Genomic DNA, 22,261 nt, shown 5'->3' with positions numbered 1-22,261 from the left:
AGAGGAGAACGCGTTTCTTTTCTCGGTTCAGTCGGCTTGCGGTGCGAGCGGCTCTGGTTCGGCCTCGCGCATCGCTCCGGTGATTCCTTTCGCCAGTTTAAACACGGCTGCTTTGTGGTCCGTCTTGGACTTGTGGATGGATGTCGGTCGTACGCCGAGTTCGTTGTACTCGACGAGACTGATTTCCTCGTCCTCCCAGGCCTCAATCTGGGTGTGGACTTCTGCGAGCAGACCGTGCAGGTGGATGAGTTCCTGCTTCTTCATGAGCAACCACGGCTTGAGACCGGAGGGATATAGTATTATCTTGAGTCACGTTAGCATCCGACTCCCTTAAACCGCCGATTATGGGGGTCTCAGCGGAAATTTCGTGTTCGACCGTTTTCAATTGGTTTGTTGTTTCGCCCCGTCGCTAGTGAACGACGGCCGAATATCACGAGTGGTTTATATAGCTATGTAGCCCGCGCGCCGAGCGTCGGTCGCGCGCGTCGGGTGGTCGTGAGAATTTTACGCCGCCGCGCGCGTACTGTCGCGCATGGACTACGACGACCAACTGGACCGCGCGCTCTCGGCGTCCCCGGATGTCGCGGAAGGCGACGACCGCTTCAGCGTCCCGGAGCCGACGGTCCGCCAGGAGGGGAACGTCACGGTCTACGAGAACTTCGCGGCGACCCACGACCGACTCGCCCGCGAGGCGACGCACGTCCTGAAGTTCTTCCAGACGGAGTTGGGCACGAGCGCCCAAATCGACGACCGCGGCCGCGCGCGCTTCACCGGCGAGTTCCGCCAGCGCCGCATCGCCGACGCGCTCGACGAGTACGTCGAGTCGTTCGTGCTGTGCAGCGAGTGCGGGTCTCCCGATACGAAGCTCACCACCCAGCGGGGTGCCGACGTGCTGAAGTGCGACGCGTGCGGCGCGCTCTCAACGATTCCCGATCTGTAAAAACGAACGTCCTGCGGGGACAGCCCCGTCCGAGAGACGAGCGCTCTGTTCTCTCGCTACTCGAACTGCTTGAGCGTCTGGAGGTCGCGCTCCGTCCGCATGAACTCGGCCGTGCGCCGCGTCGCGCCACAGCTCTGACACGAGTAGTTGTCGCGGTGAGCGGGGAGTTCGGTCGGATTCGTCTCCCAGTCCTTTCCACACTCGGGGCACAACAGGCGGACGAACGCTTCAACCATACCCGGTATATGCTCCGGGAGCGCGGATAAATGTTGTTGCGTGATAGCACGGCCGAGAAAAAGCACGGCTCACGATGCGCCGCGCGCCCACCGATGGCTTACGCGAGCAGGGTGCCGTCTTGGACTTCGAGCAGCTCCTTGTACCGGTTGCGGATGGTGACCTCGGAGATGTCCGCGACCGTCGAGACCTCGCTTTGGGTTACCTTCTCGTTGGTGAGGAGGGCGGCGGCGTAGACGGCGGCGGCGGCGAGGCCGACCGGCGACTTGCCCGAGTGGATGCCGGTCTCCTTCGCGTCGCGGAGGAGCTGGCGGGCCTGTCGCTCGGCCTCGTCGGAGAGACCGAGTTCGCTGGCGAACCGCGGGACGTACTGCTCGGGGTCGGCGGGCTTGATTTCGAGCTTCAGCTCGCGGACGATGTAGCGGTACGTCCGGGTGAGCTCCATCTTATCGACGCGCGAGACCTTCTCCAGCTCGTCGAGCGACCGGGGAGTTCCGGCCATCCGGGCCGACGCGTACAGCGCCGAGGTGGCGACGCCCTCGATGGAACGGCCCGGGAGCAGGTCGTCGTTGAGCGCGCGGCGGTAGATGACCGAGGCGGTCTCGCGGACGTTCTCGGGGAGGCCGAGCGCCGAGGCCATGCGGTCGATTTCACCGAGCGCCTGCTTGAGGTTGCGCTCCTTGGAGTCGCGGGTACGGAACCGCTCGTTCCACGTGCGGAGCCGCTGCATCTGCTCGCGCTGCCGCGGCGAGAGGGACTTGCCGTAGGCGTCTTTGTTCTGCCAGCCGATGTTGGTCGACAGCCCCTTGTCGTGCATCATCTTCGTCGTGGGCGCGCCGACGCGGGACTTGCTGTCGCGCTCGGCGGAGTCGAACGCGCGCCACTCGGGGCCGCGGTCGACCACGGTGTCCTCGACGACGAGGCCGCAGTCTTCGCAGATGGTCTCGCCGTGTTCCTCGTCGGTGACGAGGTGGCCGCTGCACTCGGGGCAGACCTGCGTTTCGTCTCGCTCTGACTCGCGGGGACGGACGTCCCTGCTCTTTGCGTCGGCACTGTACGTTCGGGTGGTTATCGTGTCGCTCATGGTGGGGTGGAAGGCGCGGATACGTCTCGGCCGGGAAGACCTCAGAAGACGAAAGAATAATCCGGCTTGGACTGGCCTTACCAACAGTAAGTTCGAAAGCCTTATAAAGTTTTCGCCGCTACTGTGCGGGTGAATCGCACGATGTGGGCGCTTTGTCGTCACCTCGCCGACGGGAATCGGGGTTCCGCGCGATTAATGGGATAGTATAGCTCTTTCGTCGCTCAGAGCCAGTGTTCCCGGCGGAAGTAGACGAGGAGGACCACGGAGACGAGCGCCATCCCGAGCATCGTCGCCGGGTAGCCGTAGGCCCAGCCGAGTTCGGGCATGTTGAACGCCGACGCGCCGGGGTCGAAGTTCATGCCGTAGATGCCGACGACGAGCGTGAGCGGGAGGATGATGGTCGCCACGACGGTGAGCGTCTTCATCACCTCGTTCGTCGACTGCGAGAGGGTGTTAAGGTAGATATCTCGCGCGCCGCGCGCGAGGTCGCGGTACGTCTCCGTCAGGTCGACCAACTCGACGAGGTGGTCGTACACGTCGCGGTAGTACTTCTCCGTCGCCTCGCGGACGTAGTCGGGGTCGCCGCGGGCGAGCACCCCGACGGCCTCGCGCGTCGGCCACACCGTCTTTCGGAACGACAGCAGGTCGCGCCGGACCGCGTTCAGCCCTTCGAGCACCTCCGGGTCGGGCCCCTCGAAGATGCTGTCCTCGATGAGCTCGATTTCCCCGCCGACCTCGTCCAACAGCCCGAAGTACTCGTCGACGATGCGGTCGATGACGCGATAGCCCACGTAGTCCGGCCCGAACCGGAGCATCCGCGGCTCTTCGCGCTCGATGGCGTTCCAGACGTAGTTTATCGGTTCCAACTCCCGGCGCGTCAGCGTCACGAGCCAGTCGTCACCGAAGCAGAGCCCCACGGGTCTGGTCTGGACCTCCTCTTCGAACACCTGCTCGCCGGCGCGGAGCGTCGCCATTCGGACGAGGACGAACGTGTACTCGTCGTACTCCTCGGTCTTCGGTCGGGCGTCGTTCCGCACGTCCTCGACCGAAAGCGAGTGGATGCCGAACGCCTCGGCGACGCGGTCGAACTCCTCGCCGGTCGTCGCGCGAACCCACGTCGTCCCGTCGGCGTCGCGCGCCGCGTCCAGCGCGGTCTCCTCGTAGGCCGACGCGCCGTCGTCGCGGTAGACGAGCGCCGAAATCACCGCACGTCACCCCCGATGGCCCAGAGCGTGATGCCGACCATGACGGCCGTCACCGAGAACGCCCGCCCCGGATAGGCGGCGAGGGTCCCGACGCCGTAGCCGACGACGCCGAGCGCCGTCACCGCGATACCTGCGGTCCGTACGCGAGTCATGGAACCACCGACCCGCGGCGACGAGAAAAAGGCTCCCCCGAGGCGACTCGCCAGAGCGACCTACGCTTCGGACGGGTGTTCGACCGAGCGAATCAGTTCCAAGACGTTCTCCTCCTCGCCGTCGAGCTGTTGGGGGTACAGCCCGATTGCGACGACGAAGTCCTCGTTGTGCTGGACCTTCGTCACGTGGACGTACACGTCGACTTCGTCCCCGCCGAACCGTGCGGTGGCGCTGTACTTCGTGACGTTGGCCGTCTGTCCGAGCATCTGGACGTTCCGCGAACTGACTTGGTCGACGTCGCTGAGGCCCTGATACCGGTTGTCGACGAGGCGGATGAGGTCGTCGTTCGAGTAGTCGCCGATGGGGCTCCGCGGCTGGCCGGCGACCTCGACCGCGGGCGTCGAGATGACGCTGAACGAACCGAGTTTGGCCTCACCGAAGAAGCCGAGGTCAAGCGTCTTCTCGTACGTCGTGATGTGGTTGCTGGCGGCGATTTGACGCTCCTGTCCGCCGAACGAGAGCGTGCGGTTCACCGCGAACGTCTCGGTCCCGTTCGTCTCGTAGCCGGCGTTCCCGGCGACGGTCGCGTCCGCCGTGGCCGGCTCGGATTCGAACGTCAGCGTCTCCTCGCCGGTCAGAAAGCCGATACAACCGCTCGTGAGCACGAGTGCGGCGAGCGCGAGCACCGCGACTACGCGTCTGGAACTCATTGCCCCGCCATTTCCCCGCACCCGGCATAAGTTCGGTGGCCGGACGGGTCGGTCTTCGGCGTGGTGCGGCCCGCGTCGAACGCTGCGGGTTTCGCCTCAGCCGTCGAGGTCCCGCGACTCGTTCTCGCGGCGAATCACGCGGCCGCTGTGGACGTAGTAGGCGGGCGCGACGAACGGGAGCGCGAACGCCGCGCCGAACCAGAGATGTCGGGACGCGCCCCAGTCGATGCCCTGTCCGCGGAGCGACCTGATATCGGCGCGAATCAGCCCCGCGTAGAAGACGTGGGTGACGAGGTAGACCGCGAACGCCGGTTCCGGCCCGATGTACAGCGAGACGACGGTGAACATGACGAAGCCGATGGCATAGATGACCGGCAGCACCCCACGGTAGCGGCCGCGCGCCGGACGCTGTTTCCGCTGTCGCTCGCGCTCGACCGCCGTCCCGCGGCGGTACTCGTCGGTGCTCATGTCGCTACGGTGTCCCCCGCGGGGAAAAAGTGGTTCGCTCAGCCGAGGTATTTGACCTCGACCTCGTGCGGGCCGTCGTCTGTCGGGAGCGCGACCGCCTCGCGGAGGTGGTCGCGGACCGCCGAGCGCCACGCTCGAACCGCCTCCGTGTGGCGCTCGTGGTGCGCTTCGACCTCGTACGGGTCCGGTCGCGTCTCGTCGGGTTCGGGGAACGCGGGGGCGTCGTCAGCGACGAAGATCCGCGGCTGGAGGTGTATCGGCTCGGGGTCGGCGTAGTCCGAGGCCTCGCCGCCGGTGCGGTGAATGCGCGCCCGCATCCGCCCGTAGAACGGCGGCGTGACGCGGAGGACGACGGGGTCGTCGCCTCTGCGGTTCGCCTCCAAGGCGGTCACGAGGTCGTCGGTCGTGACTGCGAGCGAGCGGACGGCGGTCGGGTCGGACGACCCGCGCGCGCCGTTCAATCTCCGGCGCGCCGGCGACTCGTCATCGACGTGGGCCGCAGTTCGCCGCTGCACTCGGGGCAGGTCGAACGGTACGACGCGGCGCTCACGGTCGTTTGACACTCACGACAGACGTACGAAGCGCGTTCCATCGAGCATTCGTACGAGACATGGTGTGTTAAAACTTACCACAGAACGACCGGACGGCGGCCCGCGCCCGCGGGTCCGTGCCCTTTTACCCGAACGGGGCGCAATCCGCCAGTATGACAGACGCATGGTTCGCCGGCGCGGACCCCGACGACCCCGAACCCGGGGCGACGCGAGTCCGAACGGGTAGCGCCTCCGCCCCCGCCGACTGGCCGGCCGAGGCCGTCGACGCCGGGTTCGCCGCCGACGAAAGCGATTACTACGCCAAACTCCGCTCGGCGACGCTCGCCGCCGCCAGCGAGGCCGTCGCGGAGCGCGAGCGCGCCGACGACGTGCAGCTCGCCCACGCCGTGCGCGCGATGGACGACGCCGAACGGACCGCGAACGAACTCGCCGAGCGGGTCGTCGAGTGGGCCGGCACGCTCTACGAGGAGGTTCCGCGCGGCCTCGACGGCGTCCGCGATATCGCCGCCCGCGAGCCGAAGACCGCCGCCGAAGAGCGCGTCGTCTCCTACGCCACCCGCGCGGTGGACCTGCTCGACGAGCGCGACGACCTCCGAGCGTTCATCGAGGAGCGCGCGCCCACGACCGCGCCGAACCTCGCCGAGATGGCCGGGCCGGTCCTCGCGGCGCGGCTCATCGCGCTGGCGGGCGGCCTCGAACCCCTCGCCAAGAAGCCGAGCGGGACGGTCCAAGTGCTCGGAGCCGAAGACGCCCTGTTCGCCCACCTGAAGGGCCGCGCCACGTCGCCCAAACACGGCGTTATCTTCACCCACGAGTACGTCCGCGGGACGCGCCCGGAAGACCGCGGGTCCGCCGCCCGCGCGCTCGCCGGGAAACTCGCTATCGCCGCCCGCGTCGACCACTACTCGGGCGACTACCGGCCGGACCTGCACGCCGAACTCACCGACCGGATGGAGACGATTCGCGCCCGCGCCGACGAGGGGGGCGACGAATGAGCGACGACAGTGGCCTCCCCGACGGCGTCGAACGCCGGACGTTCGGCGGCCGCGAGCGCCTCTCGACGCGGGGCGAACCGGTCTACGGCGAACCCGTCGATTCCGACGGCTGGCGCGCGTGGGACGCCGGGCGTTCGAAGCTCGGCGCGATGCTCGAACTCGGCATGGACACGGGCCTCGTCGGCGGCGAGTCGGTGCTCTACCTCGGGGCCGCCTCGGGGACGACCGTCTCGCACGTCGCCGACTTCGCCGGGCCGACCTACGCCGTGGAGTTCGCGCCGCGACCCGTCCGCGACCTCGTCGGCGTCGCCGAGGACCGCGACAACCTCTTTCCGCTTCTGAAGGACGCGCGCGACCCCGACTCCTACGCGCACGTCGTCGAAGCCGGCATCGATTGCCTCGTCATGGACGTGGCGACCCGCGGGCAGGCGACCGTCGCCGTCCGCAACCGACAGTTCCTCGCGGACGACGGCCGACTCCTGATGGCCGTCAAGGCGCGCAGCGAGGACGTGACTGCGGAGCCGGACGACGTGTTCGACGACGTGGTCGCTGAACTCGACTCGGCGTACGAACTCCTCGAAACCGCCCGCCTCGACCGCTTCCACGCGGACCACCTCGGTATCGTCGCCCGGCCGAAGTAGGTCGCCGCCGCCGGCTGGCTCCCCGAATCACGGGGGTCGCCGCCGGTGTTGGGCGTCCGCGGAACCATTCGGTCGCTGTCACGTCGTCGGATTCGACCGGCGGCGGTCGTGCGACGCGTTCGCCGGCTCCCACGGTGTTTTTAATTCGGCGCAACTTACGCCGTTGCGATGGAACTAGGGTCGGCGGATGCCTTCGACCGAATGGGGACGCTCGGCGTCGAAGAGGAATTCTACATCGTCGATGCCGACGGCCGCCCCACCTCGGGTATCGACGACTTAGTCTACGGACCGGAACCTCCCGAACCGCTCGCCGGACGGCTCGACCACGAGCTGTTCCAGTTCACTATCGAGACGCAGACGCCGCTCATCGAGGACCCCGACGAGGCCGGCGCGGCCGTCGAGACGGTCCGCGAGGCGCTCGTCGACCACGCCGCGGCCCACGGCTACCGCATCGCCGCGGCCGGGCTCCACCCCGCCGCCAAGTGGCGCGAACTCGACCACGCGACCAAACCCCGGTATCAGGCGCAACTCGACCGGATTCAGTACCCGCAACACCGGAACACGACCGCCGGCCTCCACGTCCACGTCGGCGTCGACGACGCGGACAAGGCCGTCTGGGTCGCCAACGAACTCCGCTGGTATCTCGCGCCGCTCCTCGCGCTCTCTGCGAACTCTCCCTTCTGGAACGGCTTCGACACCGGTCTCGCCTCCGCCCGCGCCAAGGTGTTCGAGAACCTCCCGAACACCGGCATGCCGACCGCCTTCGACGACTTCGAGGACTTCCAACGCTTCGAGCGCCGGATGGTCGAGTACGGCTCGATAGACGACCGGGGCGAACTCTGGTACGACGTGCGCCCCCACACCGGCCACGGGACGGTCGAAATCCGCACCCCCGACGCCCAGACCGACCCCGAACGCGTCACCGACTTCGTCGAGTACGTCCACGCGCTCGTGTTGGACCTCGCCGACCGCTACGAGGCCGGCGAGTCGGGAACGTCGGTCCGCCGAGAACTCCTCGACGAGAACAAGTGGCGCGCGACCCGCTACGGCCGGGACACGGACTTCATCGCCCCCGACTCCGAGGGCGTGGTGAGCCTCGACTCGTTCGTCGAAACCGAGTCCGACCGCCTCGGCGTCGACGGCCTCCGGTCGCTTCTCGACGCCGAATCCGGAACCGCCGTCCAGCGGCGGATTCACGAGGAATCCGGGCTCGACGGCCTGTGCGAACACCTGACGCTGGACTGAGTCGCACGCCGACGCGCGACAGGAAACATTTTTTAGCGCCCCAGTTTTGACCTTTGCCGTAGCACAAATGTCTGCGGACCAGAGCACAGAGGGGAGCGCGGAGTCGACGGACGAAGACGACTCGGGCGGCGCGGCCGACTGCGCCGTCTCCGAGTTCGACGACGGGTTGGTGGACCTGCTCGCGTGGATTCTCGATACCGAGACCCGCGCGCGAATCTACGTCCACCTCCGACAGCACCCACATTCGACGAGCGAGGAAGTCGCCGAGGGGACCGGCCTCTACCCCAGTACGGTTCGGGAGGCGCTGGCCGAGCTCGCGGACGACGAGACGGTCGAGCGCCGCAAGCGGAAGAGTTCCGGGGCGGGCAACAACCCCTACGAGTACGTCGCCATCGCGCCGAGCGACCTCGTGAAGGGCGTCTCCGGACAGGTGCAGGCGCAGTTGAACGCCGTGTTCAACCTCGACCGACACCTCGGCACCGACCGCTCCGACGAGACCGAACCGGTCACGATTACGGTCCGCGAGGAGTAGCGCGGCGTCCCGACTGCTGCGACGATTCGCGCACCCTCGGAGCCCCCGCTGGCCGCGGGCGTTGGGCCGTTAGGCTAACCCGACCCGCTTAAGTCGCGCCGTACCCACCCCGAGAGTATGCACGTCGCGTTGGGCGGGACGTTCGACCCTGTCCACGATGGACATCTCGCGCTGTTCGAGCGGGCGTTCGAATTGGGTGCCGTCACGGTCGGACTCACGAGCGACGAACTCGCGCCGAAGACGCGACACGTCGACCGCTACGTCCGGCCCTTCGACGACCGCAAGGCCGACCTCGAAGCCGAACTCCGACCGCTCGCCGAGGAGTACGACCGCGAGTTCGAGGTCCGCGAACTCGACAAACCGACCGGCATCGCGACCGAGGAAGGCTTCGACGTGCTCATCGTCTCGCCCGAGACGCGGGGTGGCGGCGAGCGCGTCAACGAGATTCGCGAAGAAAAGGGCCTCAAACCCCTCCGTATCGAGGTCGTCGAACACGTCCCCGCCGAGGACGGCGAGCGCATCTCCTCGACGCGCATCGTCTCCGGCGAAATTGACCGCCACGGCAACCTCACGCCCGACCGCGAGGGCCGCGGTCGGACGCCCCCGAGCGACGAATAGTTTTCACGCTCACGGTCGTATCGCCGCCCATGCGACACGCGCGTTTCGCCAGTTTCGCCGTCGGCGTCGTCGCCGCGCTCGTCGGCATCGCCGTCACCGAGGTAGCCTCGCGGTGGATATTCTTCTCGCTTTTCGTCGGTATTCCGGCCGGCGTCGCCGCCGGCGTCGTCGCCACCGCGGTGACCTACGCGGTCCTGACTCGTCGGATGGCTCCCGCGCGCTCCTCGGAGTGAGCGCCTCCAAACTACCAGCTCGGCGGTCGGAAGCCGGCCTCCCGGAGGAGGTCCTTCCAGCGCTGTTGGATGCTGAGCCGCGACACGTCCATCGACTCGGCGACGGCGGTCTGTGAGCGCTCCTCACCGGCGATGAGCGCGCCGGCGTAGAGGCTGGCGGCGGCGACGGCCTTCTTCGAGCGCTCCTCGTCGGGCAACTGCGTGAGAAACATGTCCGAGGCGTACGAGCGGGCCTCGCTGCCGAGTTCGAGGCCGTCGGCGGCGGCGTCGATGCGGGCCAGCCACTCCCGGTTGTCTCGCTGGTCTCGGGCGCTGTACATGGTCGTCGTTGCGGCCGCGGGAGCATAATCCCCGCGGCGGGCCCTCGTGACGTTTATATATCGTTGCGGGAAATGTGCGGTCGAAGGGCGGGCGTCGCCCGATTGCGCGCGGGTAGCCAAGTGGCCAAAGGCGCAGCGCTTAGGACGCTGTGGTGTAGACCTTCGCAGGTTCGAACCCTGTCCCGCGCACTGAGCGAACGAAGTGAGCGAGGGAGCAGACAGGTTCGAACCCTACGAGACGAGCACCGCGAGTCTCGGCCCGGTTCGAACCCTGTCCCGCGCATTTTCTGTCCGACGCGGACGCGAACGGCGAAGCCGTGAGCGACAGCGAGGACGAAAATCGCGACGGAAGGGTTCGAATCAGGGAGCAACGCGAAGCGTTGCGACCGTGGTTCGAACCCTGTCCCCGTGATTCTTGACTGTGGTTCGAATCTGTCTCCCGCGTTTGTCTCGGGTATGGTCAAACGCGTAAATCGTAAATCGTCCGCAAGGACCAATGCGAGTTGAATAATCGTGATTACTGGAGTATTAGAACCAACAAATGCCGGCAGCCGAGATATGACGTTATTTATTCATCGGAATCTTCTTCAGAATCTCTGTCGGATTCGGTGGCATCATCAGCACTATCAGATAGTGCAGTCATTTCAAAGCCATCAGGTGCGTCTTCAGGCTTCTCAACTTCCTCCTTATCGTTTTCTTCGTCAGTCATGTCGACAAATAATCACTCCAGTGTATTATCTTTTCCCCAAAGAACTAGCACAGGAATGACAATTAGTAGTGGGTACTCAAGCTCAAACGAAATCCCGCCGGAGATGTGAATCATTCCAGCAACAGAAAAGAACAGAATTGCTGCAATTGAAGCCCACAACCCGTTTTGAAAACACGACTTCTCATGTTCATGTGCATCTTCGGCCTTCTGTATCGCGTCTGTGTAGGAATACAAGACTTTCCGATAAAATTCGCTACTTGATATGCCATTTGAAATTGCTTTGTCCATGTCGATGCCTCCTTTTCTTCCAATCCCACGGTTAAACTCTCGAGGGTGGTAGACCTGAATGCAAGACCAAATAGAGTACAAAAATGAGACGAAACCTGCTGCAAGAGTCAAGCTAACATTTAACCCCGCGAATGAGACTCCTGTAACGATGACACTCAAAGAGAGTATATTGATTTTCACTAAATCTATGGCACGCTGACTGATCTCGTGATGGGAATCAAGTATATTCTCCAAAGTATTTCGCAATTCATCCGTGGACATGTTATATAGCTCAGAATCCTGTGTATTGTTTGAATCACCCGAACCTGAACACATTGTCTGACATTACTAATTGGGAATACAAATACGTGCCCACTCCCATTACTACTCATTGCGTTCTGAGAACAGCACGGACCTGTGTTCAGGCGAGATTACCGGATTTGTTGGGTGTTGAGTCGATCAACCGTTCGGCCGTTCAGGACACTTCCCTCCGCGTAATCGTCGAATTTAGTTCGACTTGATTGTTGTTAGCGAGCAAGAACTTAGTGTGGCGGATACCTCTCAATACATCGTCTGCTGTGTTTCGGGACTGACGGTCTCCGTCCAACGCTTATCGGCCGCTACGCGCCAGATCGATCTCTGATTTTTCGATGGCTGCGAACGTGACTACGAGGAACACCCACCCGAGTGCCATGTAAACGACGAGTTCGAGTCGGAAATAGTCAGAGAGGCGAAAGGGACCCGGCGTAAACAGTGGGGTGTAAATCAGCGCCGAGAGGATGAGAGCGACCCCCGCGATAACAGCGAATCTCGCCGTAGTGTTCACGCCCGAGATACTGACAACTGTGCTATAAATTTGTCCCCGGTCGTATCCCGGAACTCGACGTAGTATCTTGATTCTACGGACTCAGACCCATCTCCGGAGAATTCAAACAGAACTACCGGAACTTCACGTACTCCCACTTCAACTTCCAATCCACTCTTAAACACCCCGCATACGTTCGGAGGAAACCTTACCGTCGTGGTGTCCAACTCCCCGACGAATGCCTGCGCAGTCACTCTACGCTCGCATCGGCGGCCGTGAGGCCGTCGAAGCAGTCGTCTCGGACTTCTACGACCGCGTCCTCGCGGACGATTCGGTCGCCCACTACTTCGACGACATCGACATGGTCGAACAGCGCGCCCATCAGGTCAAGTTCATCAGCGCCGTCGCGGGCGGTCCCGTCGAGTACGACGGGGCCGATATGCGGGCGGCCCACGACCACCTCGACCTCTCCGGTGAGGACTTCGACGCCATCGCCGAGCACCTCGCGGCCGCGCTCGACGAAAACGGCGTCGCCCCGGAAGACGCCGACGCGATTCTCGACGAAGTCGCCGCGCTCAGAGCCCCGATTCTGGGGCAGTAGGTCCCGTTCGACCCCCTTCCGGGAGACTCAGTCGCCGGTTTCGACCGGCCGAATCGCGCACGCCACGCGTCAGACGCGACACAACCCTTTTTCTCACCCGGTGTCTCTCTCCACCAATGGCGGCGTTATCCGAATTATTGGGCGACCTCGTGGCGGACGTCGATGGGTTGTTTCTGTTCACGCCGAGCAGCTCCCACTACGAGCAGTTCGCCGAGACGGACGTTCCGACGGTGGTCATCGCGCCGGAGAACACGGTCGAAGCAGAGACGTTCGTGGAGTTGCCCCTGCAGTTCCAGAACGTCAAAGACCGCATCCGCTTCGGCGTCGAAGGCGCGATGGAACAGAGCATCGTCGAGGCCGGCGACACCATCGCCTGCAACGTCGGCATCTTCGGCGGCGACCCGGACTCGCTCGTCCGCGTCCGCGTCGAGGAGAACATGCGGTCGGGCATCTACGACCTCTTTGCGAACTCGCGGGCGGACCCCGGCGTCATCCGCGATGTGTTCGAGGTGGCCATCGAACTGGGCAAGAAAGGGCAGAAAGGCGAACCCGTCGGCGCGCTGTTCATCGTCGGTGACGCGGGCAAGGTGATGAACAAGTCGCGGCCGCTGTCGTACAACCCCTTCGAGAAATCCCACGTCTACGTCGGCGACCCCATCGTCAACGTGATGCTCAAGGAGTTCTCGCGGCTCGACGGCGCGTTCGTCATCTCCGACTCGGGGAAAATCGTCTCGGCGTACCGCTACCTCGAACCCTCGGCGGAGGGCGTCGACATCCCGAAGGGGCTGGGCGCGCGCCACATGGCCGGCGGCGCTATCACCCGCGACACCAACGCCACGGCCATCGTCCTCTCGGAGTCCGACGGGCTCGTCCGGGCGTTCAAGGGCGGCAAGATGATTCTCGAAATCGACCCGGAGGCGTACTGAGATGCCGGGGTTCGCTTCGGCGTCCCTCATCCACTCGTCGGTCGGTTCCGCGTCCACAGCCGCACTCACATCCGCATCCGCGTCCGCGTCCGCATCTACCGCCCCGCTTCAGACGGTCGGCGGCGTCGTCGACGACATCGTCAGAATCGCCGGCCTCCGGTTTCTCGGCGTGCTCGCCATCCTCCTCCTCGGGCTGGTGCTCGCGTACGTCGCGGGGACGCTCGTCCATCGGCTGCTCGTCAGCGTCGGCGTCCCGGAGGCCATCGAGGGGACCGCGTTCGAGCGGACCGCCCGCGACTTCGACACCTCGACGGTCGAAATCCTGTCGTGGCTGACGCGGTATTTCGTCCTCGGCATCAGCATCTTCGCCACCCTCTCGTTCGCCGGGGTCAACTACGCCGACCGGTTTTGGGGGCTCGTCATCGCCATCCTCCCGCAGTTGTTCATCGCCATTCTGGTCCTCATCATCGGGGTCGTCGTCGGCGACAAGGTCGAACTGCTCGTCGCCGAGCGACTCCGCGCGGTCAAACTCCCGCAGGTAAACATCCTCCCGGCGCTCGCGAAATACACCGTCTTCTTTCTCGCCACCCTCGTCGCGCTCTCGCAGGTCCGCGTCGCCACGCTCGCGCTCATCGTCCTCCTCGGGGCGTACCTGCTGGGACTCATCGTGTTCGGTGCCGTCGCGTTCCGCGACCTCCTTCGCTCGGGCGCGGCGGGGACGTATCTCCTGTTCACTCAACCGTACAGCATCGGCGACGAGATAGTCGTCGGCGAGGTTCGCGGCGTCGTCCAGGAGTTCGATATGTTCGTCACCCACGTCGAATCCGAGGATACGGAGTTCGTCATTCCGAACGCGCGCGTCCTCGACAAGGGCGTCGGGCGCGTTCGGTAGGCGCTCGGAACCGAGGCCACTGTCGTCGTTCGGACCGATTCCGTGCGGTTCGGTGCCGGGCCGGCGGTCGCCGCGTCTCGAACCGCCCACTACGACGACCGATTACTGCCCGTCGGTCTCGCCGCCGGACATGGGTCTCGCGGGCACGCCGGCGACCGTCTCGCCCGCGGGCACGTCGCGCGTGACGAGCGAGTTCGCCGCGACCTGCGCGCCCTCGCCGATGCGGACGCCCGGGAGAATCGTCGCCTTCGCGCCGATCATGGCGCGCTCGCCGACGACGACCTCGCCGGTCCGGTACTCGTCCTGCAAAAACTCGTGGCAGAGGATGACCGCGTCGTAGCCGATGATAGCGTCGTCTTCGATGGTGACGAGTTCCGGCCAGAACACGTCGGGCGTCGCTTCGAGGCCCCACGAGACCCCCCTTCCGACGGTGACGCCGATGCGCCGGAGCGCCCAGTTTCGGACCCGAAGCGACGGCGCGATGCGGGCGACGAGGACGAACACGTAGTTGAGCATCACGCGCCAGACGGGCTTGGCGTCGGTCCAGTACTGCAACGAGTTCCGCGGGCCGGGCGTCGGGTGGTGCTGGATTCGGTCGTGTCGGCGGGCCTCCGCGTCCGCCGGTGCGGCATCGTCGTCGGTCACGTCCGCCGATTGGACCGCGGGGGTAAAAGCGCCCTCGGCGCGGGGGCGACGAGAGAAACAGAAACGCGGGGTCGCGGAACCGCGTCCCGCTTACTCGCCGCGGAGTTCGGCCATGTGGTCGATGCGGCGCTGGACGAGCGCCGCCGTGCCGATGTCGTGGCGGATGTGGAAACCCTCGCCGGCGTCGGCGAGCGCGTCCTCCGCGAGTTCCTCAGCCTCGGTGATGCTGTCGGCGACGCCGACCACGGCGAACGACCGGGAGGTCGTCGTGTAGAGGCCGTCCTCGCGGTCGTCGACGCTCGCGTAGAACAGCAGCGCGCCGGCGTCCTCGTCCACTTCGACCGTGATTTCCGCGCCGGCCTCGGGGTCCGTCGGGTAGCCCTCGGGGACGGCGTACTTACAGACCGTGGCGGCCTCGGTGAAGTCGAGTTCCGGCAGGGATTCGCCCTCGCGGGCTGCGGTGAGCACGTCGATGAAGGGCGTTTCGAGGACCGGTAGGGTGTTCATCGCCTCGGGGTCACCGAAGCGGGCGTTGAACTCGATGACCTTCGGCCCCTCGGTCGTGAGCATGAACTGGCCGTAGAGGATGCCCTTGTACTCCGGCAGCGCCTCCACGACGGCCTCGATGACTTCGACGGCGGCCTCGTAGTCGCCGTCGGCCATGAACGGCAGGGAGGGAGACACGTCGGTGTAACTGCCCATGCCGCCGGTGTTCGGTCCCTCGTCGCCCTCGTAGGCGCGCTTGTGGTCCTGCACGGCGGGGCTGACGCGGAACTCGCCGTCGGCGACGAACGCCTGAATCGTGAACTCCTCGCCGACGAGGCGCTCTTCGAGGACGACGCGCTCGTAGTCCGAGTCGCGGAGGTACGCCTTCGCCTCCGCGGGCGTCACCTGGTCGCCGATGACCTTCACGCCCTTGCCGCCGGTGAGGCCCGCGGGCTTGACCGCGAGGTCGCCGTCGTAGTCGTCGATGTAGTCGCAGGCGGCCTCCATGTCGTCGAAGGTGGCGAAGTCGGGGTTGCCCGGAATCTCCTCGTCGCGCATGAACTGCCGCTGGAACGCCTTGTCCGTCTCGATGCGCGCCTCGGCGGCCTGCGGGCCGAAGGTGTAGATTCCCGCCTCGTCGAGGGCGTCGGCGACGCCGGCCGCGAGGCCGGACTCGGGGCCGACGACCGCGAGCGTCGCGTCGACGGACTCGGCGTAGGCGACGATGTCCTCGGCGGCGGTCTCCGAAATCGTCTCGAAGCCCTCCGCGAGGGCGGCGATGCCGGGGTTTCGGTTGCTGGCGCAGGCGTACAGGTCGCAGTCGGGGGCCAGCGCGCGGGCAATCGCGTGCTCGCGGCCGCCGCCGCCGACGAGGAGGACGGTCTCGCTCATGGTCGCATACCATGCGCACGGGAGTGTAAAGATTGCTCTTTATCTTCGACGAAATAGGCACGATTGTGGTCATAGACGGTCGCCAGCGAGGGTGACTCGCCGTCCGACCCACACCCCGCGCCACACCCCGAGTCGGCCACGACGGCCGTCTCCACGCCGCTTTAGTTCCCGGAGCGCCGACTCCGACGCATGTCCGACCCGGTGGGACGCAACCGACTCGACGAGGAGCAGAGCCCGTACCTCCGCCAGCACGCCGACAACCCGGTCAACTGGCAGCCGTGGGACGAAACGGCCCTCGAAGCGGCCCGCGAGGCGGACAAGCCCATCTTTCTTTCAATCGGCTACTCGGCGTGCCACTGGTGTCACGTCATGGCCGACGAGAGCTTCTCGGACCCCGACATCGCCGAGGTGCTCAACGAGGAGTTCGTCCCGGTCAAAGTCGACCGCGAGGAGCGCCCCGACCTCGACCGCATCTACCAGACCATCTGCCAACAGGTCACCGGCGGCGGCGGCTGGCCGCTTTCGGTCTGGCTCACGCCCGAGGGCAAGCCCTTCTTCGTCGGCACGTACTTCCCACCCGAACCCCGCCGCGGCGCGCCCGGCTTCCGCGATGTCGTCGAGAGCTTCGCAGAGTCGTGGCGGACCGACCGCGACGAGATAGAGAACCGCGCCGACCAGTGGACGAGCGCCATCACCGACCGACTGGAGGAGACGCCCGACACGCCCGGCGAGGCTCCCGGCTCGGACATCCTCGACACCACCGTACAGGCCGCGCTCCGCGGCGCCGACCGCGACCACGGCGGCTTCGGCGGCGACGGACCGAAGTTCCCCCAACCCGGTCGCATCGACGCCCTGCTCCGCGGCTACGCCGTCTCCGGCCGCCGCGAAGCGCTCGACGTGGCGCGGCAGAGCCTCGACGCGATGGCCAACGGCGGCCTCCGCGACCACCTCGGCGGCGGCTTCCACCGCTACTGCGTCGACCGCGAGTGGACCGTCCCGCACTTCGAGAAGATGCTGTACGACCAGGCCGGCCTCGCCTCGCGGTATCTCGACGCCGCCCGACTCACCGGCAACGACTCGTACGCGACCGTCGCCGCCGAGACGTTCGAGTTCGTCCGCCGCGAACTCACCCACGACGACGGCGGCTTCTTCGCCACCCTCGACGCCCAGTCCGGCGGCGAGGAGGGGACCTTCTACGTCTGGACGCCCGACGACGTGCGCGAGCTCCTCCCCGAACTCGACGCCGACCTCTTTTGCGACCGCTACGGCGTCACGCCCGGCGGCAACTTCGAGGACAAGACGACCGTCCTGAACGTCTCCGCGACGACCGCCGACCTCACCGACGAGTACGACCTCGACGAGTCCGAGGTCGAGGACCGACTCGAAAAGGCCCGGAAGGCGCTGTTCGCCGCCCGCGAGGGGCGCGAGCGGCCCGCCCGCGACGAGAAGGTGATCGCCGGCTGGAACGGCCTGATGATTTCGGCGTTCGCGCAGGGCTCGGTCGTCCTCGAAGACGACTCGCTCGCGGCCGACGCCCGCCGCGCCCTCGACTTCGTGCGCGAGCGCCTCTGGGACGACGAGACCGAGACGCTCTCGCGGCGCGTGATGAACGGCGAGGTGAAAGGCGACGGCTACCTCGAAGACTACGCCTTCCTCGCGCGCGGCGCGTTCGACCTCTATCAGGCGACCGGCGACCTCGCGCCGCTCTCGTTCGCGCTCGACCTCGCGCGGGCGACCCGCCGCGAGTTCTACGACGCCGACGCGGGCACGCTCTACTTCACCCCCGAAAGCGGCGAGTCGCTCGTCACCCGCCCGCAGGAGCCGACCGACCAGTCCACGCCGTCGAGCCTCGGCGTCGCCACGTCGCTGTTCTTGGACCTCGAACAGTTCGCGCCCGAGGACGGCTTCGGCGACGTCGCGGACGCGGTCCTCGGGTCGTTCGCCAACCGGGTCCGCGGCAGTCCGCTCGAACACGTCTCGCTCGCGCTCGCCGCCGAGAAGGCCGCCAGCGGCGTCCCCGAACTCACCGTCGCCGCCGACGAGGTTCCCGACGAGTGGCGCGCGACGCTCGCCTCGCGGTACCTCCCCGGCCTCGTCGTCTCCCGTCGCCCCGGCACCGACGCGGAACTCGACGCGTGGCTGGACGAACTCGGATTAGACGAGGCCCCGCCAATCTGGGCCGGCCGCGAGGCCGCCGACGGGGAGCCGACCGTCTACGCCTGCGAGAACTTCACCTGCTCCGCGCCGACCCACGACCTCGACGAGGCGCTGGCGTGGTTCACGGCGGGCGAAGGTGCGTAACGGCGGGAGCGACTGCGAGAGAATCGGCGTCGGCGCTCAGTTCGACAGTTCGTCCGCGAGGTAGACCGCAATCGGAACGTCCTCTTCTTCCACGAAGCGGGCGACCTCCTCGCCGTCGAGTTCGACGACGACCGTCGGGATGAGTTCGATGTCGTACTCCTCGACGAGCGGGCCGACCTTCGAGCCGTCGTCGGCCTTCTCGACGGGGTAGTGGTCGATTCGCTCGGCGGGGACGCCGGCGGCGTCGAGCGCCGCCGCGAAGTCGGGAAGCTGTCCGCGGCAGTCGCCGCACCAGTCGCCGCCCCAGACCTTGAACGTGTAGTCCGCGGCCGCGAGAGTGTCGACCACGTCGGGGTAGGACGCCGCGTCCCACGCGGGGTTCGGTTGCATCGTTTCGAGCGTCTCGGCTTCGGCCATGCGCCGGTGTACCGGCCGCGCGGATTTAACGGGTGCGCTCGCGGCGGGGCTCGCCGCCCGCGCTCGTCGCTGTCTCCCCCCGAGACGGTGGCCGTATCGTCCGCCTCCGCCAGTCGTTTAGTGTCGCACCGTCAACGGAGGGTCGATGGACGACAGTATCCTCGACGCTATCGGGTCGCCGCTGGTCCGCGTCGACTCCCCCGAGGGGTCGACGGTCGCGGCGAAGATAGAGTCGAAGAACCCGGGCGGGTCGGCGAAGGACCGCCCCGCGTTGGCGATGGTCGAGGCGGCCGAGGAGGCGGGCGACATCTCGCCGGGCGACCGCCTCGTCGAACCCACGTCCGGGAACACCGGTATCGGACTCGCGGTCGTCGCGGCGGCGAAGGGCTACGACCTGACCATCGTCATGCCGGACTCGATGTCGCCCGAGCGCCGCGAAATCATGCGCGCCTACGGGGCGACCATCGAGCTCGTCGACGGCGACATCTCCGCCGCGAAAGAGCGCGCGGACGAACTTGAAGCCGAGGGCATGTACCAGCTCCGACAGTTCGAGAACCCCGCCAACCCGGAGGCGCACTACCGGACGACCGCCGAGGAGGTTCTCGAACAGGTGGGCGACCGCCGCATCGACGCCCTCGTCGCCGGCATCGGCACCGGCGGCACGATTTCGGGCACCGGCCGCCGTCTCGTCGAGGAGTTCCCCTCGATGCGCGTCGTCGGCGTCGAACCCGCCGAGAGCGCCGTCCTCTCGGGCCGTGAGGTCGGAAACAACGACTTCCAGGGGATGGGCCCGGGCTTCGTCAGCCCCAACCTCGACACCGACCTCCTCGACGACGTGGAAATCGTCGAACTCGCGGACGCCGAGGCCGAGTGTCGCCGCCTCGCCCGCGAGGAAGGCATCCTCGTCGGCCAGTCGTCCGGCGCGTCGCTCCTCGCCGCCAAGCGCGTCGCCGAGCGGCTCGCCGCCCCCGACGCCGACGAGGAAGACCAGCCGCTCGTGGTGACGGTCTTCTGGGACTCCGGCGAGCGCTACATGTCGACCGGGATGTTCGACGCCGAAGAATAGCGGTCGCCCCGGGGCGGCGCTCACCGACCGAACTCGTCTTCGCCCACTCTGACGACGAGCGTTCGCTCCACGTCTCTGAGGTCGTAGTCGGGCACCGAGCCGTCGACCCGCGTCACGAACATCGGCTCGACGAGGCGGCCGTCTTCGACGCCGTAGATGGCGAGGTGGTCGCCCGTGTCCTCGGGCTGAACCTTCCCGTCTCGAATCCGTCGGGCGAGGTCGCGGGAGAGCCACTCGTCGGCCGAGACGGAGGGCTCGCGGACCAACGAGAAGTCGGCGAACCGGACGAGATACCAGTTGAGGTCGTTGAGAAGCGAGACGGCCGCGCCGAGACTCACCGTGTCGACCGAAAGCGAGTTGTCGAACGGTTCGGAGATATCGTAGGTCGAAAGCGCCGCGCGCGCGGTGTCGCGCGACAGCAGTTCGTACTGGAGGTGGACGTCCTCCGCGCCGACGATACAGACCTGCGTCACGTCGAGAGGGAGGGACCGGATTCGGTAAAGCGGTTCCGGTACTCAGGCGGTCGACTCCCACTCGGCGGCGCAGGACTCGTCGCAGAACACGACGCGCTCGCGTTCGAGCGTTATCTTGCCGGGCTTGTCGATGTCTCGTTCGAGGAGGACCTGGTAGTGCGCTTCGCTCATGTCGACGCGGGCGCGGCACGCCGCGCACCGCTCGACGGCGTCGCTCCAGTCGGTCCGCGACGCCCGGTGGCTGACGCGCCACTCGGGGCCGGGGTGTCCGCGACCGGGATGCGATGTTTTCGACATGGGAGAACACTAGCGCCCACGGTAAATAAAGCCATTTTTGTGCAATTGTTCATCCGAAACGGATCTAAACGTTTGAAGAATCGTGACTGTGATGGTGGTTTGCACTGTTCGTGTGGGCGTCGGTACCGCACCTCGGAGGGGTCGCCCCGGCGTTCTTTCTCGCAGTCGGCCGTCGTCTCGCGTTCCCTCTCCCGCGCTCTCTCACTCACTCACTTACTCACTCACTCGCCGTCGGGCGAGACGACGACTCGCTCGCGGGCGGCCTCGACTGCGAGGTCGAACAAATCGTCGGGTTCCGCGGCCTCGACGGCCGACAGCGAGGCGTTCGTCTCGGGGAAACTCGGCGCGACGCGCTCGCAGCCGACGGGGAGCGTCGAGTCGTCGTAGGTGCCGAGGTCGCGGGCGGCCGCGACGATGTCGGTCTTGTCGCGGGTCAAAAGCGGGCGGTGGACGGGGTAGTCGACCGCGGCCTCGGTGACGGCGAGGTTCTCGCCGGTCTGACTCGACTTCTGACCGAGCGACTCGCCGGTCACGATTGAGTGGGCGTGCTCGTCGGTGGCGACCTCGGCGGCGATGGCGAGCATGGCGCGCCGCAGCGAGAGCATCCGGGTGTCATCGACGGACTCCATCAGTCGCTCGACCACGTCGCCGGCGGGGACGACGTGGACTCGCATGTCCGCGTTCGGGGCGCGGCGAGCGATGGTCCGCACCGTCTCGATGGCCCGCGCGCGGTGGTCAGCGCCGCCGTAGTCGCCCAAATCGACGTAGACGGGGACGATTTCGCAGCCCCGGCGCATCAGCTCCCACGTCGCCACCGGCGAGTCGATGCCGCCGGAGACGAGCGAGACGGCCCGCCCCTGCGTTCCGAGCGGGAGGCCGCCGGGGCCGTCGAACCGCCGGACGGAGAGATACGCCGTCTCCTCGCGGCACTCGATGCGGTAGGTCCGGTCGGGGTCGTCGAGGTCCACGGGCGCGCCGGTCGCCTCGACGACGGCGCTCCCGGCCTCGCGTTCGAGGTCGGAACTCGTGAACGCGTGTTGGTCGGCGTCGCCGACGCGGTCGGCGTCGACGGCGAACGCCGCCCCGTCGGGGTGGTCGGACGCGAGACTTCGACAGACCGTGACGATGTCGTCGAGGACGGGGTCGCAGGCGACGCAGGGGCGCGCCCAGACGACGCCCGGCACCTCGGCGCAGGCGGCCGCGACGGCCTCGGCGTCGGCGGCGTCGCGGACGAGCAGGCGGGACCACTCCCGCTCGACGCGGCCCGGGAGCGAGCGGTCGTCGAGGACCGCCTGGAGGTTCGTCCGCAGTCTGGCCTCCATCTTCGCCCGGACGCTCGAACTCTTCGTGCCCACCTCGCCGTAGCCGACGAGGACGACGTGCGCCGTCTGATTCACGGTCGACGTTCTCCGCCGGCACCCTTCAGCGTCTCGTTTCGAGGGGCGTCCGCGCCCGACACGGCACGTCGCTCTCCGCTGCTATTAGTGTTATATATTTGTAAATAGTACAATTTACTGAACCGTAGACAGACGGCGAAACAATATAAACCGCTTAAT

31 protein-coding genes and 1 tRNA gene are annotated in these 22,261 nt (G+C 66.5%); 13 read left to right on the top strand and 19 right to left on the bottom strand.

Annotation, left to right across the window (positions count from 1 at the left end; all coding sequences use genetic code 11):
* Window positions 1-27 precede the first annotated feature (27 nt).
* The gene (locus tag E4P24_RS08680; RefSeq protein WP_004041569.1) at window positions 28-264 is read right to left on the bottom strand and encodes a UPF0058 family protein; all 237 of its coding nucleotides are present in this window, start codon (window positions 262-264) and stop codon (window positions 28-30) included.
* A 268-nt stretch (window positions 265-532) separates the two neighbouring features.
* Between E4P24_RS08680 and E4P24_RS08675 the strand changes: the two genes are divergently transcribed.
* Window positions 533-940, top strand: a complete 408-nt coding sequence (locus tag E4P24_RS08675; RefSeq protein ID WP_188148363.1) for a translation initiation factor IF-2 subunit beta — start codon at window positions 533-535, stop codon at window positions 938-940.
* A gap of 56 nt (window positions 941-996) precedes the next feature.
* Here E4P24_RS08675 and E4P24_RS08670 read toward each other — a convergent pair whose 3' ends face one another.
* The 8 genes from E4P24_RS08670 to E4P24_RS19430 all read right to left on the bottom strand — a co-directional run bounded on the left by E4P24_RS08670 (window position 997) and on the right by E4P24_RS19430 (window position 5,386).
* Window positions 997-1,176 carry a hypothetical protein gene (locus E4P24_RS08670; RefSeq protein WP_004041567.1) on the bottom strand — a complete coding sequence of 60 codons (180 nt, stop codon included), beginning with the start codon at window positions 1,174-1,176 and terminating at the stop codon, window positions 997-999.
* A 98-nt stretch (window positions 1,177-1,274) separates the two neighbouring features.
* The gene (locus E4P24_RS08665; protein ID WP_115859764.1) at window positions 1,275-2,258 is read right to left on the bottom strand and encodes a transcription initiation factor IIB family protein; all 984 of its coding nucleotides are present in this window, start codon (window positions 2,256-2,258) and stop codon (window positions 1,275-1,277) included.
* A gap of 221 nt (window positions 2,259-2,479) precedes the next feature.
* Window positions 2,480-3,463, bottom strand: coding sequence for a magnesium/cobalt transporter CorA (gene corA / locus E4P24_RS08660; protein ID WP_006600226.1), 984 nt, complete (start codon window positions 3,461-3,463; stop codon window positions 2,480-2,482).
* Window positions 3,460-3,615 (bottom strand): hypothetical protein, encoded by a 156-nt coding sequence (locus tag E4P24_RS08655; protein ID WP_004041564.1) that lies wholly within the window; start codon window positions 3,613-3,615, stop codon window positions 3,460-3,462. Before E4P24_RS08655 ends, corA begins: the two co-directional genes overlap by 4 nt.
* A gap of 60 nt (window positions 3,616-3,675) precedes the next feature.
* Window positions 3,676-4,302, bottom strand: a complete 627-nt coding sequence (locus E4P24_RS08650; RefSeq protein ID WP_004041563.1) for a DUF6517 family protein — start codon at window positions 4,300-4,302, stop codon at window positions 3,676-3,678.
* Window positions 4,303-4,422: 120 nt separating this feature from the next.
* Window positions 4,423-4,794, bottom strand: coding sequence for a hypothetical protein (locus E4P24_RS08645; protein ID WP_004041562.1), 372 nt, complete (start codon window positions 4,792-4,794; stop codon window positions 4,423-4,425).
* A 38-nt stretch (window positions 4,795-4,832) separates the two neighbouring features.
* The gene (locus E4P24_RS08640; RefSeq protein WP_188148362.1) at window positions 4,833-5,255 is read right to left on the bottom strand and encodes a hypothetical protein; all 423 of its coding nucleotides are present in this window, start codon (window positions 5,253-5,255) and stop codon (window positions 4,833-4,835) included.
* Complete coding sequence (locus tag E4P24_RS19430) at window positions 5,252-5,386, bottom strand: rubrerythrin-like domain-containing protein (RefSeq protein ID WP_115802679.1); 135 nt, start codon at window positions 5,384-5,386, stop codon at window positions 5,252-5,254. Before E4P24_RS19430 ends, E4P24_RS08640 begins: the two co-directional genes overlap by 4 nt.
* A gap of 111 nt (window positions 5,387-5,497) precedes the next feature.
* Here E4P24_RS19430 and E4P24_RS08630 point away from each other — a divergent pair, with 111 nt between their 5' ends.
* The 6 genes from E4P24_RS08630 (at window position 5,498) to E4P24_RS08605 (ending at window position 9,609) form a co-directional block, all read left to right on the top strand.
* Window positions 5,498-6,340: an NOP5/NOP56 family protein gene (locus E4P24_RS08630; RefSeq protein ID WP_115859766.1), complete on the top strand. Its 843-nt coding sequence runs from the start codon at window positions 5,498-5,500 to the stop codon at window positions 6,338-6,340.
* On the top strand, window positions 6,337-6,981 hold the full coding sequence (locus tag E4P24_RS08625; RefSeq protein WP_115859768.1) for a fibrillarin-like rRNA/tRNA 2'-O-methyltransferase: 645 nt from the start codon (window positions 6,337-6,339) through the stop codon (window positions 6,979-6,981). The genes E4P24_RS08630 and E4P24_RS08625 overlap by 4 nt, the downstream gene beginning before the upstream one ends.
* A 168-nt stretch (window positions 6,982-7,149) precedes the next feature.
* Entirely contained in the window at window positions 7,150-8,226 is a 1,077-nt protein-coding gene (locus E4P24_RS08620) for a glutamate--cysteine ligase (RefSeq protein WP_188148361.1), read from the top strand.
* Window positions 8,227-8,293: 67 nt separating this feature from the next.
* On the top strand, window positions 8,294-8,758 hold the full coding sequence (locus E4P24_RS08615) for a winged helix-turn-helix domain-containing protein (RefSeq protein ID WP_004041557.1): 465 nt from the start codon (window positions 8,294-8,296) through the stop codon (window positions 8,756-8,758).
* A gap of 117 nt (window positions 8,759-8,875) precedes the next feature.
* Window positions 8,876-9,376 (top strand): phosphopantetheine adenylyltransferase, encoded by a 501-nt coding sequence (locus tag E4P24_RS08610; protein WP_004041556.1) that lies wholly within the window; start codon window positions 8,876-8,878, stop codon window positions 9,374-9,376.
* Window positions 9,377-9,405: 29 nt separating this feature from the next.
* Window positions 9,406-9,609 (top strand): hypothetical protein, encoded by a 204-nt coding sequence (locus E4P24_RS08605; protein WP_188148360.1) that lies wholly within the window; start codon window positions 9,406-9,408, stop codon window positions 9,607-9,609.
* An 11-nt stretch (window positions 9,610-9,620) separates the two neighbouring features.
* Here E4P24_RS08605 and E4P24_RS08600 read toward each other — a convergent pair whose 3' ends face one another.
* Window positions 9,621-9,929 carry a transcription factor tfiib repeat-containing protein gene (locus tag E4P24_RS08600; protein WP_004063163.1) on the bottom strand — a complete coding sequence of 103 codons (309 nt, stop codon included), beginning with the start codon at window positions 9,927-9,929 and terminating at the stop codon, window positions 9,621-9,623.
* A gap of 106 nt (window positions 9,930-10,035) precedes the next feature.
* On the opposite strand from E4P24_RS08600, the gene E4P24_RS08595 reads away from it, so the two are divergent.
* Window positions 10,036-10,118, top strand: a tRNA-Leu gene (locus E4P24_RS08595).
* Window positions 10,119-10,497: 379 nt separating this feature from the next.
* Here E4P24_RS08595 and E4P24_RS08590 read toward each other — a convergent pair.
* The 3 genes from E4P24_RS08590 to E4P24_RS08580 form a co-directional block, all read right to left on the bottom strand.
* On the bottom strand, window positions 10,498-10,638 hold the full coding sequence (locus E4P24_RS08590; RefSeq protein WP_188148359.1) for a hypothetical protein: 141 nt from the start codon (window positions 10,636-10,638) through the stop codon (window positions 10,498-10,500).
* Between the two features lie 12 nt (window positions 10,639-10,650).
* The gene (locus tag E4P24_RS08585; RefSeq protein WP_188148358.1) at window positions 10,651-11,187 is read right to left on the bottom strand and encodes a hypothetical protein; all 537 of its coding nucleotides are present in this window, start codon (window positions 11,185-11,187) and stop codon (window positions 10,651-10,653) included.
* A 328-nt stretch (window positions 11,188-11,515) separates the two neighbouring features.
* Complete coding sequence (locus tag E4P24_RS08580) at window positions 11,516-11,731, bottom strand: hypothetical protein (protein ID WP_188148357.1); 216 nt, start codon at window positions 11,729-11,731, stop codon at window positions 11,516-11,518.
* A gap of 217 nt (window positions 11,732-11,948) precedes the next feature.
* Between E4P24_RS08580 and E4P24_RS08575 the strand changes: the two genes are divergently transcribed.
* From E4P24_RS08575 to E4P24_RS08565, 3 genes are all read left to right on the top strand, one after another.
* On the top strand, window positions 11,949-12,311 hold the full coding sequence (locus E4P24_RS08575) for a group 1 truncated hemoglobin (RefSeq protein WP_004063165.1): 363 nt from the start codon (window positions 11,949-11,951) through the stop codon (window positions 12,309-12,311).
* Between the two features lie 116 nt (window positions 12,312-12,427).
* Window positions 12,428-13,237, top strand: a complete 810-nt coding sequence (gene dacZ / locus E4P24_RS08570; protein WP_004063166.1) for a diadenylate cyclase — start codon at window positions 12,428-12,430, stop codon at window positions 13,235-13,237.
* Window position 13,238: 1 nt separating this feature from the next.
* Window positions 13,239-14,129, top strand: coding sequence for a mechanosensitive ion channel domain-containing protein (locus tag E4P24_RS08565; RefSeq protein ID WP_115802672.1), 891 nt, complete (start codon window positions 13,239-13,241; stop codon window positions 14,127-14,129).
* 102 nt (window positions 14,130-14,231) lie between these two features.
* On the opposite strand, the gene E4P24_RS08560 is transcribed toward E4P24_RS08565, so the two are convergent.
* Window positions 14,232-14,774, bottom strand: a complete 543-nt coding sequence (locus E4P24_RS08560; protein ID WP_115859774.1) for a DapH/DapD/GlmU-related protein — start codon at window positions 14,772-14,774, stop codon at window positions 14,232-14,234.
* Window positions 14,775-14,864: 90 nt separating this feature from the next.
* Complete coding sequence (gene purD / locus E4P24_RS08555; protein ID WP_004063169.1) at window positions 14,865-16,151, bottom strand: phosphoribosylamine--glycine ligase; 1,287 nt, start codon at window positions 16,149-16,151, stop codon at window positions 14,865-14,867.
* A 189-nt stretch (window positions 16,152-16,340) separates the two neighbouring features.
* Here purD and E4P24_RS08550 point away from each other — a divergent pair, with 189 nt between their 5' ends.
* Window positions 16,341-18,452, top strand: a complete 2,112-nt coding sequence (locus tag E4P24_RS08550; RefSeq protein WP_188148356.1) for a thioredoxin domain-containing protein — start codon at window positions 16,341-16,343, stop codon at window positions 18,450-18,452.
* Window positions 18,453-18,488: 36 nt separating this feature from the next.
* Here the strand turns inward: E4P24_RS08550 and E4P24_RS08545 are convergent, their stop codons facing one another.
* Entirely contained in the window at window positions 18,489-18,869 is a 381-nt protein-coding gene (locus tag E4P24_RS08545; protein WP_115802670.1) for a thioredoxin family protein, read from the bottom strand.
* A 145-nt stretch (window positions 18,870-19,014) separates the two neighbouring features.
* Here E4P24_RS08545 and E4P24_RS08540 point away from each other — a divergent pair, with 145 nt between their 5' ends.
* Entirely contained in the window at window positions 19,015-19,935 is a 921-nt protein-coding gene (locus E4P24_RS08540) for a PLP-dependent cysteine synthase family protein (RefSeq protein WP_115802669.1), read from the top strand.
* 20 nt (window positions 19,936-19,955) lie between these two features.
* Here the strand turns inward: E4P24_RS08540 and E4P24_RS08535 are convergent, their stop codons facing one another.
* From E4P24_RS08535 to thiI, 3 genes are all read right to left on the bottom strand, one after another.
* Window positions 19,956-20,408 (bottom strand): DUF5804 family protein, encoded by a 453-nt coding sequence (locus tag E4P24_RS08535; protein WP_004063174.1) that lies wholly within the window; start codon window positions 20,406-20,408, stop codon window positions 19,956-19,958.
* Window positions 20,409-20,450: 42 nt separating this feature from the next.
* Window positions 20,451-20,705: a hypothetical protein gene (locus E4P24_RS08530; RefSeq protein WP_004063175.1), complete on the bottom strand. Its 255-nt coding sequence runs from the start codon at window positions 20,703-20,705 to the stop codon at window positions 20,451-20,453.
* Between the two features lie 221 nt (window positions 20,706-20,926).
* A complete protein-coding gene (thiI, locus tag E4P24_RS08525) occupies window positions 20,927-22,102 on the bottom strand; it encodes a tRNA uracil 4-sulfurtransferase ThiI (RefSeq protein WP_115859780.1) in 1,176 nt (391 codons plus the stop codon).
* Window positions 22,103-22,261: the final 159 nt, after the last annotated feature.

It is taken from the genome of Haloferax sp. AS1, from assembly GCF_014530665.1.
Classification (GTDB): domain Archaea; phylum Halobacteriota; class Halobacteria; order Halobacteriales; family Haloferacaceae; genus Haloferax; species Haloferax volcanii.
Note: the sequence above shows the minus strand (reverse complement) of the source record. Positions and strands in the feature narration are given on the sequence as shown.

Excerpts from the sequence above, each read along its gene's own strand:
- E4P24_RS08680 (WP_004041569.1), bottom strand. The coding sequence starts at position 264 with ATGAAGAAGCAGGAACTCATCCACCTGCACGGTCTGCTCGCAGAAGTC.
- E4P24_RS08675 (WP_188148363.1), top strand. The coding sequence starts at position 533 with ATGGACTACGACGACCAACTGGACCGCGCGCTCTCGGCGTCCCCGGAT.
- E4P24_RS08670 (WP_004041567.1), bottom strand. The coding sequence starts at position 1,176 with ATGGTTGAAGCGTTCGTCCGCCTGTTGTGCCCCGAGTGTGGAAAGGAC.
- E4P24_RS08665 (WP_115859764.1), bottom strand. The coding sequence starts at position 2,258 with ATGAGCGACACGATAACCACCCGAACGTACAGTGCCGACGCAAAGAGC.
- E4P24_RS08655 (WP_004041564.1), bottom strand. The coding sequence starts at position 3,615 with ATGACTCGCGTACGGACCGCAGGTATCGCGGTGACGGCGCTCGGCGTC.
- E4P24_RS08645 (WP_004041562.1), bottom strand. The coding sequence starts at position 4,794 with ATGAGCACCGACGAGTACCGCCGCGGGACGGCGGTCGAGCGCGAGCGA.
- E4P24_RS19430 (WP_115802679.1), bottom strand. The coding sequence starts at position 5,386 with ATGGAACGCGCTTCGTACGTCTGTCGTGAGTGTCAAACGACCGTGAGC.
- E4P24_RS08630 (WP_115859766.1), top strand. The coding sequence starts at position 5,498 with ATGACAGACGCATGGTTCGCCGGCGCGGACCCCGACGACCCCGAACCC.
- E4P24_RS08625 (WP_115859768.1), top strand. The coding sequence starts at position 6,337 with ATGAGCGACGACAGTGGCCTCCCCGACGGCGTCGAACGCCGGACGTTC.
- E4P24_RS08620 (WP_188148361.1), top strand. The coding sequence starts at position 7,150 with ATGGAACTAGGGTCGGCGGATGCCTTCGACCGAATGGGGACGCTCGGC.
- E4P24_RS08615 (WP_004041557.1), top strand. The coding sequence starts at position 8,294 with ATGTCTGCGGACCAGAGCACAGAGGGGAGCGCGGAGTCGACGGACGAA.
- E4P24_RS08610 (WP_004041556.1), top strand. The coding sequence starts at position 8,876 with ATGCACGTCGCGTTGGGCGGGACGTTCGACCCTGTCCACGATGGACAT.
- E4P24_RS08605 (WP_188148360.1), top strand. The coding sequence starts at position 9,406 with ATGCGACACGCGCGTTTCGCCAGTTTCGCCGTCGGCGTCGTCGCCGCG.
- E4P24_RS08600 (WP_004063163.1), bottom strand. The coding sequence starts at position 9,929 with ATGTACAGCGCCCGAGACCAGCGAGACAACCGGGAGTGGCTGGCCCGC.
- E4P24_RS08590 (WP_188148359.1), bottom strand. The coding sequence starts at position 10,638 with ATGACTGACGAAGAAAACGATAAGGAGGAAGTTGAGAAGCCTGAAGAC.
- E4P24_RS08585 (WP_188148358.1), bottom strand. The coding sequence starts at position 11,187 with ATGTCCACGGATGAATTGCGAAATACTTTGGAGAATATACTTGATTCC.
- E4P24_RS08575 (WP_004063165.1), top strand. The coding sequence starts at position 11,949 with ATGCCTGCGCAGTCACTCTACGCTCGCATCGGCGGCCGTGAGGCCGTC.
- dacZ (WP_004063166.1), top strand. The coding sequence starts at position 12,428 with ATGGCGGCGTTATCCGAATTATTGGGCGACCTCGTGGCGGACGTCGAT.
- E4P24_RS08565 (WP_115802672.1), top strand. The coding sequence starts at position 13,239 with ATGCCGGGGTTCGCTTCGGCGTCCCTCATCCACTCGTCGGTCGGTTCC.
- purD (WP_004063169.1), bottom strand. The coding sequence starts at position 16,151 with ATGAGCGAGACCGTCCTCCTCGTCGGCGGCGGCGGCCGCGAGCACGCG.
- E4P24_RS08550 (WP_188148356.1), top strand. The coding sequence starts at position 16,341 with ATGTCCGACCCGGTGGGACGCAACCGACTCGACGAGGAGCAGAGCCCG.
- E4P24_RS08545 (WP_115802670.1), bottom strand. The coding sequence starts at position 18,869 with ATGGCCGAAGCCGAGACGCTCGAAACGATGCAACCGAACCCCGCGTGG.
- E4P24_RS08540 (WP_115802669.1), top strand. The coding sequence starts at position 19,015 with ATGGACGACAGTATCCTCGACGCTATCGGGTCGCCGCTGGTCCGCGTC.
- E4P24_RS08530 (WP_004063175.1), bottom strand. The coding sequence starts at position 20,705 with ATGTCGAAAACATCGCATCCCGGTCGCGGACACCCCGGCCCCGAGTGG.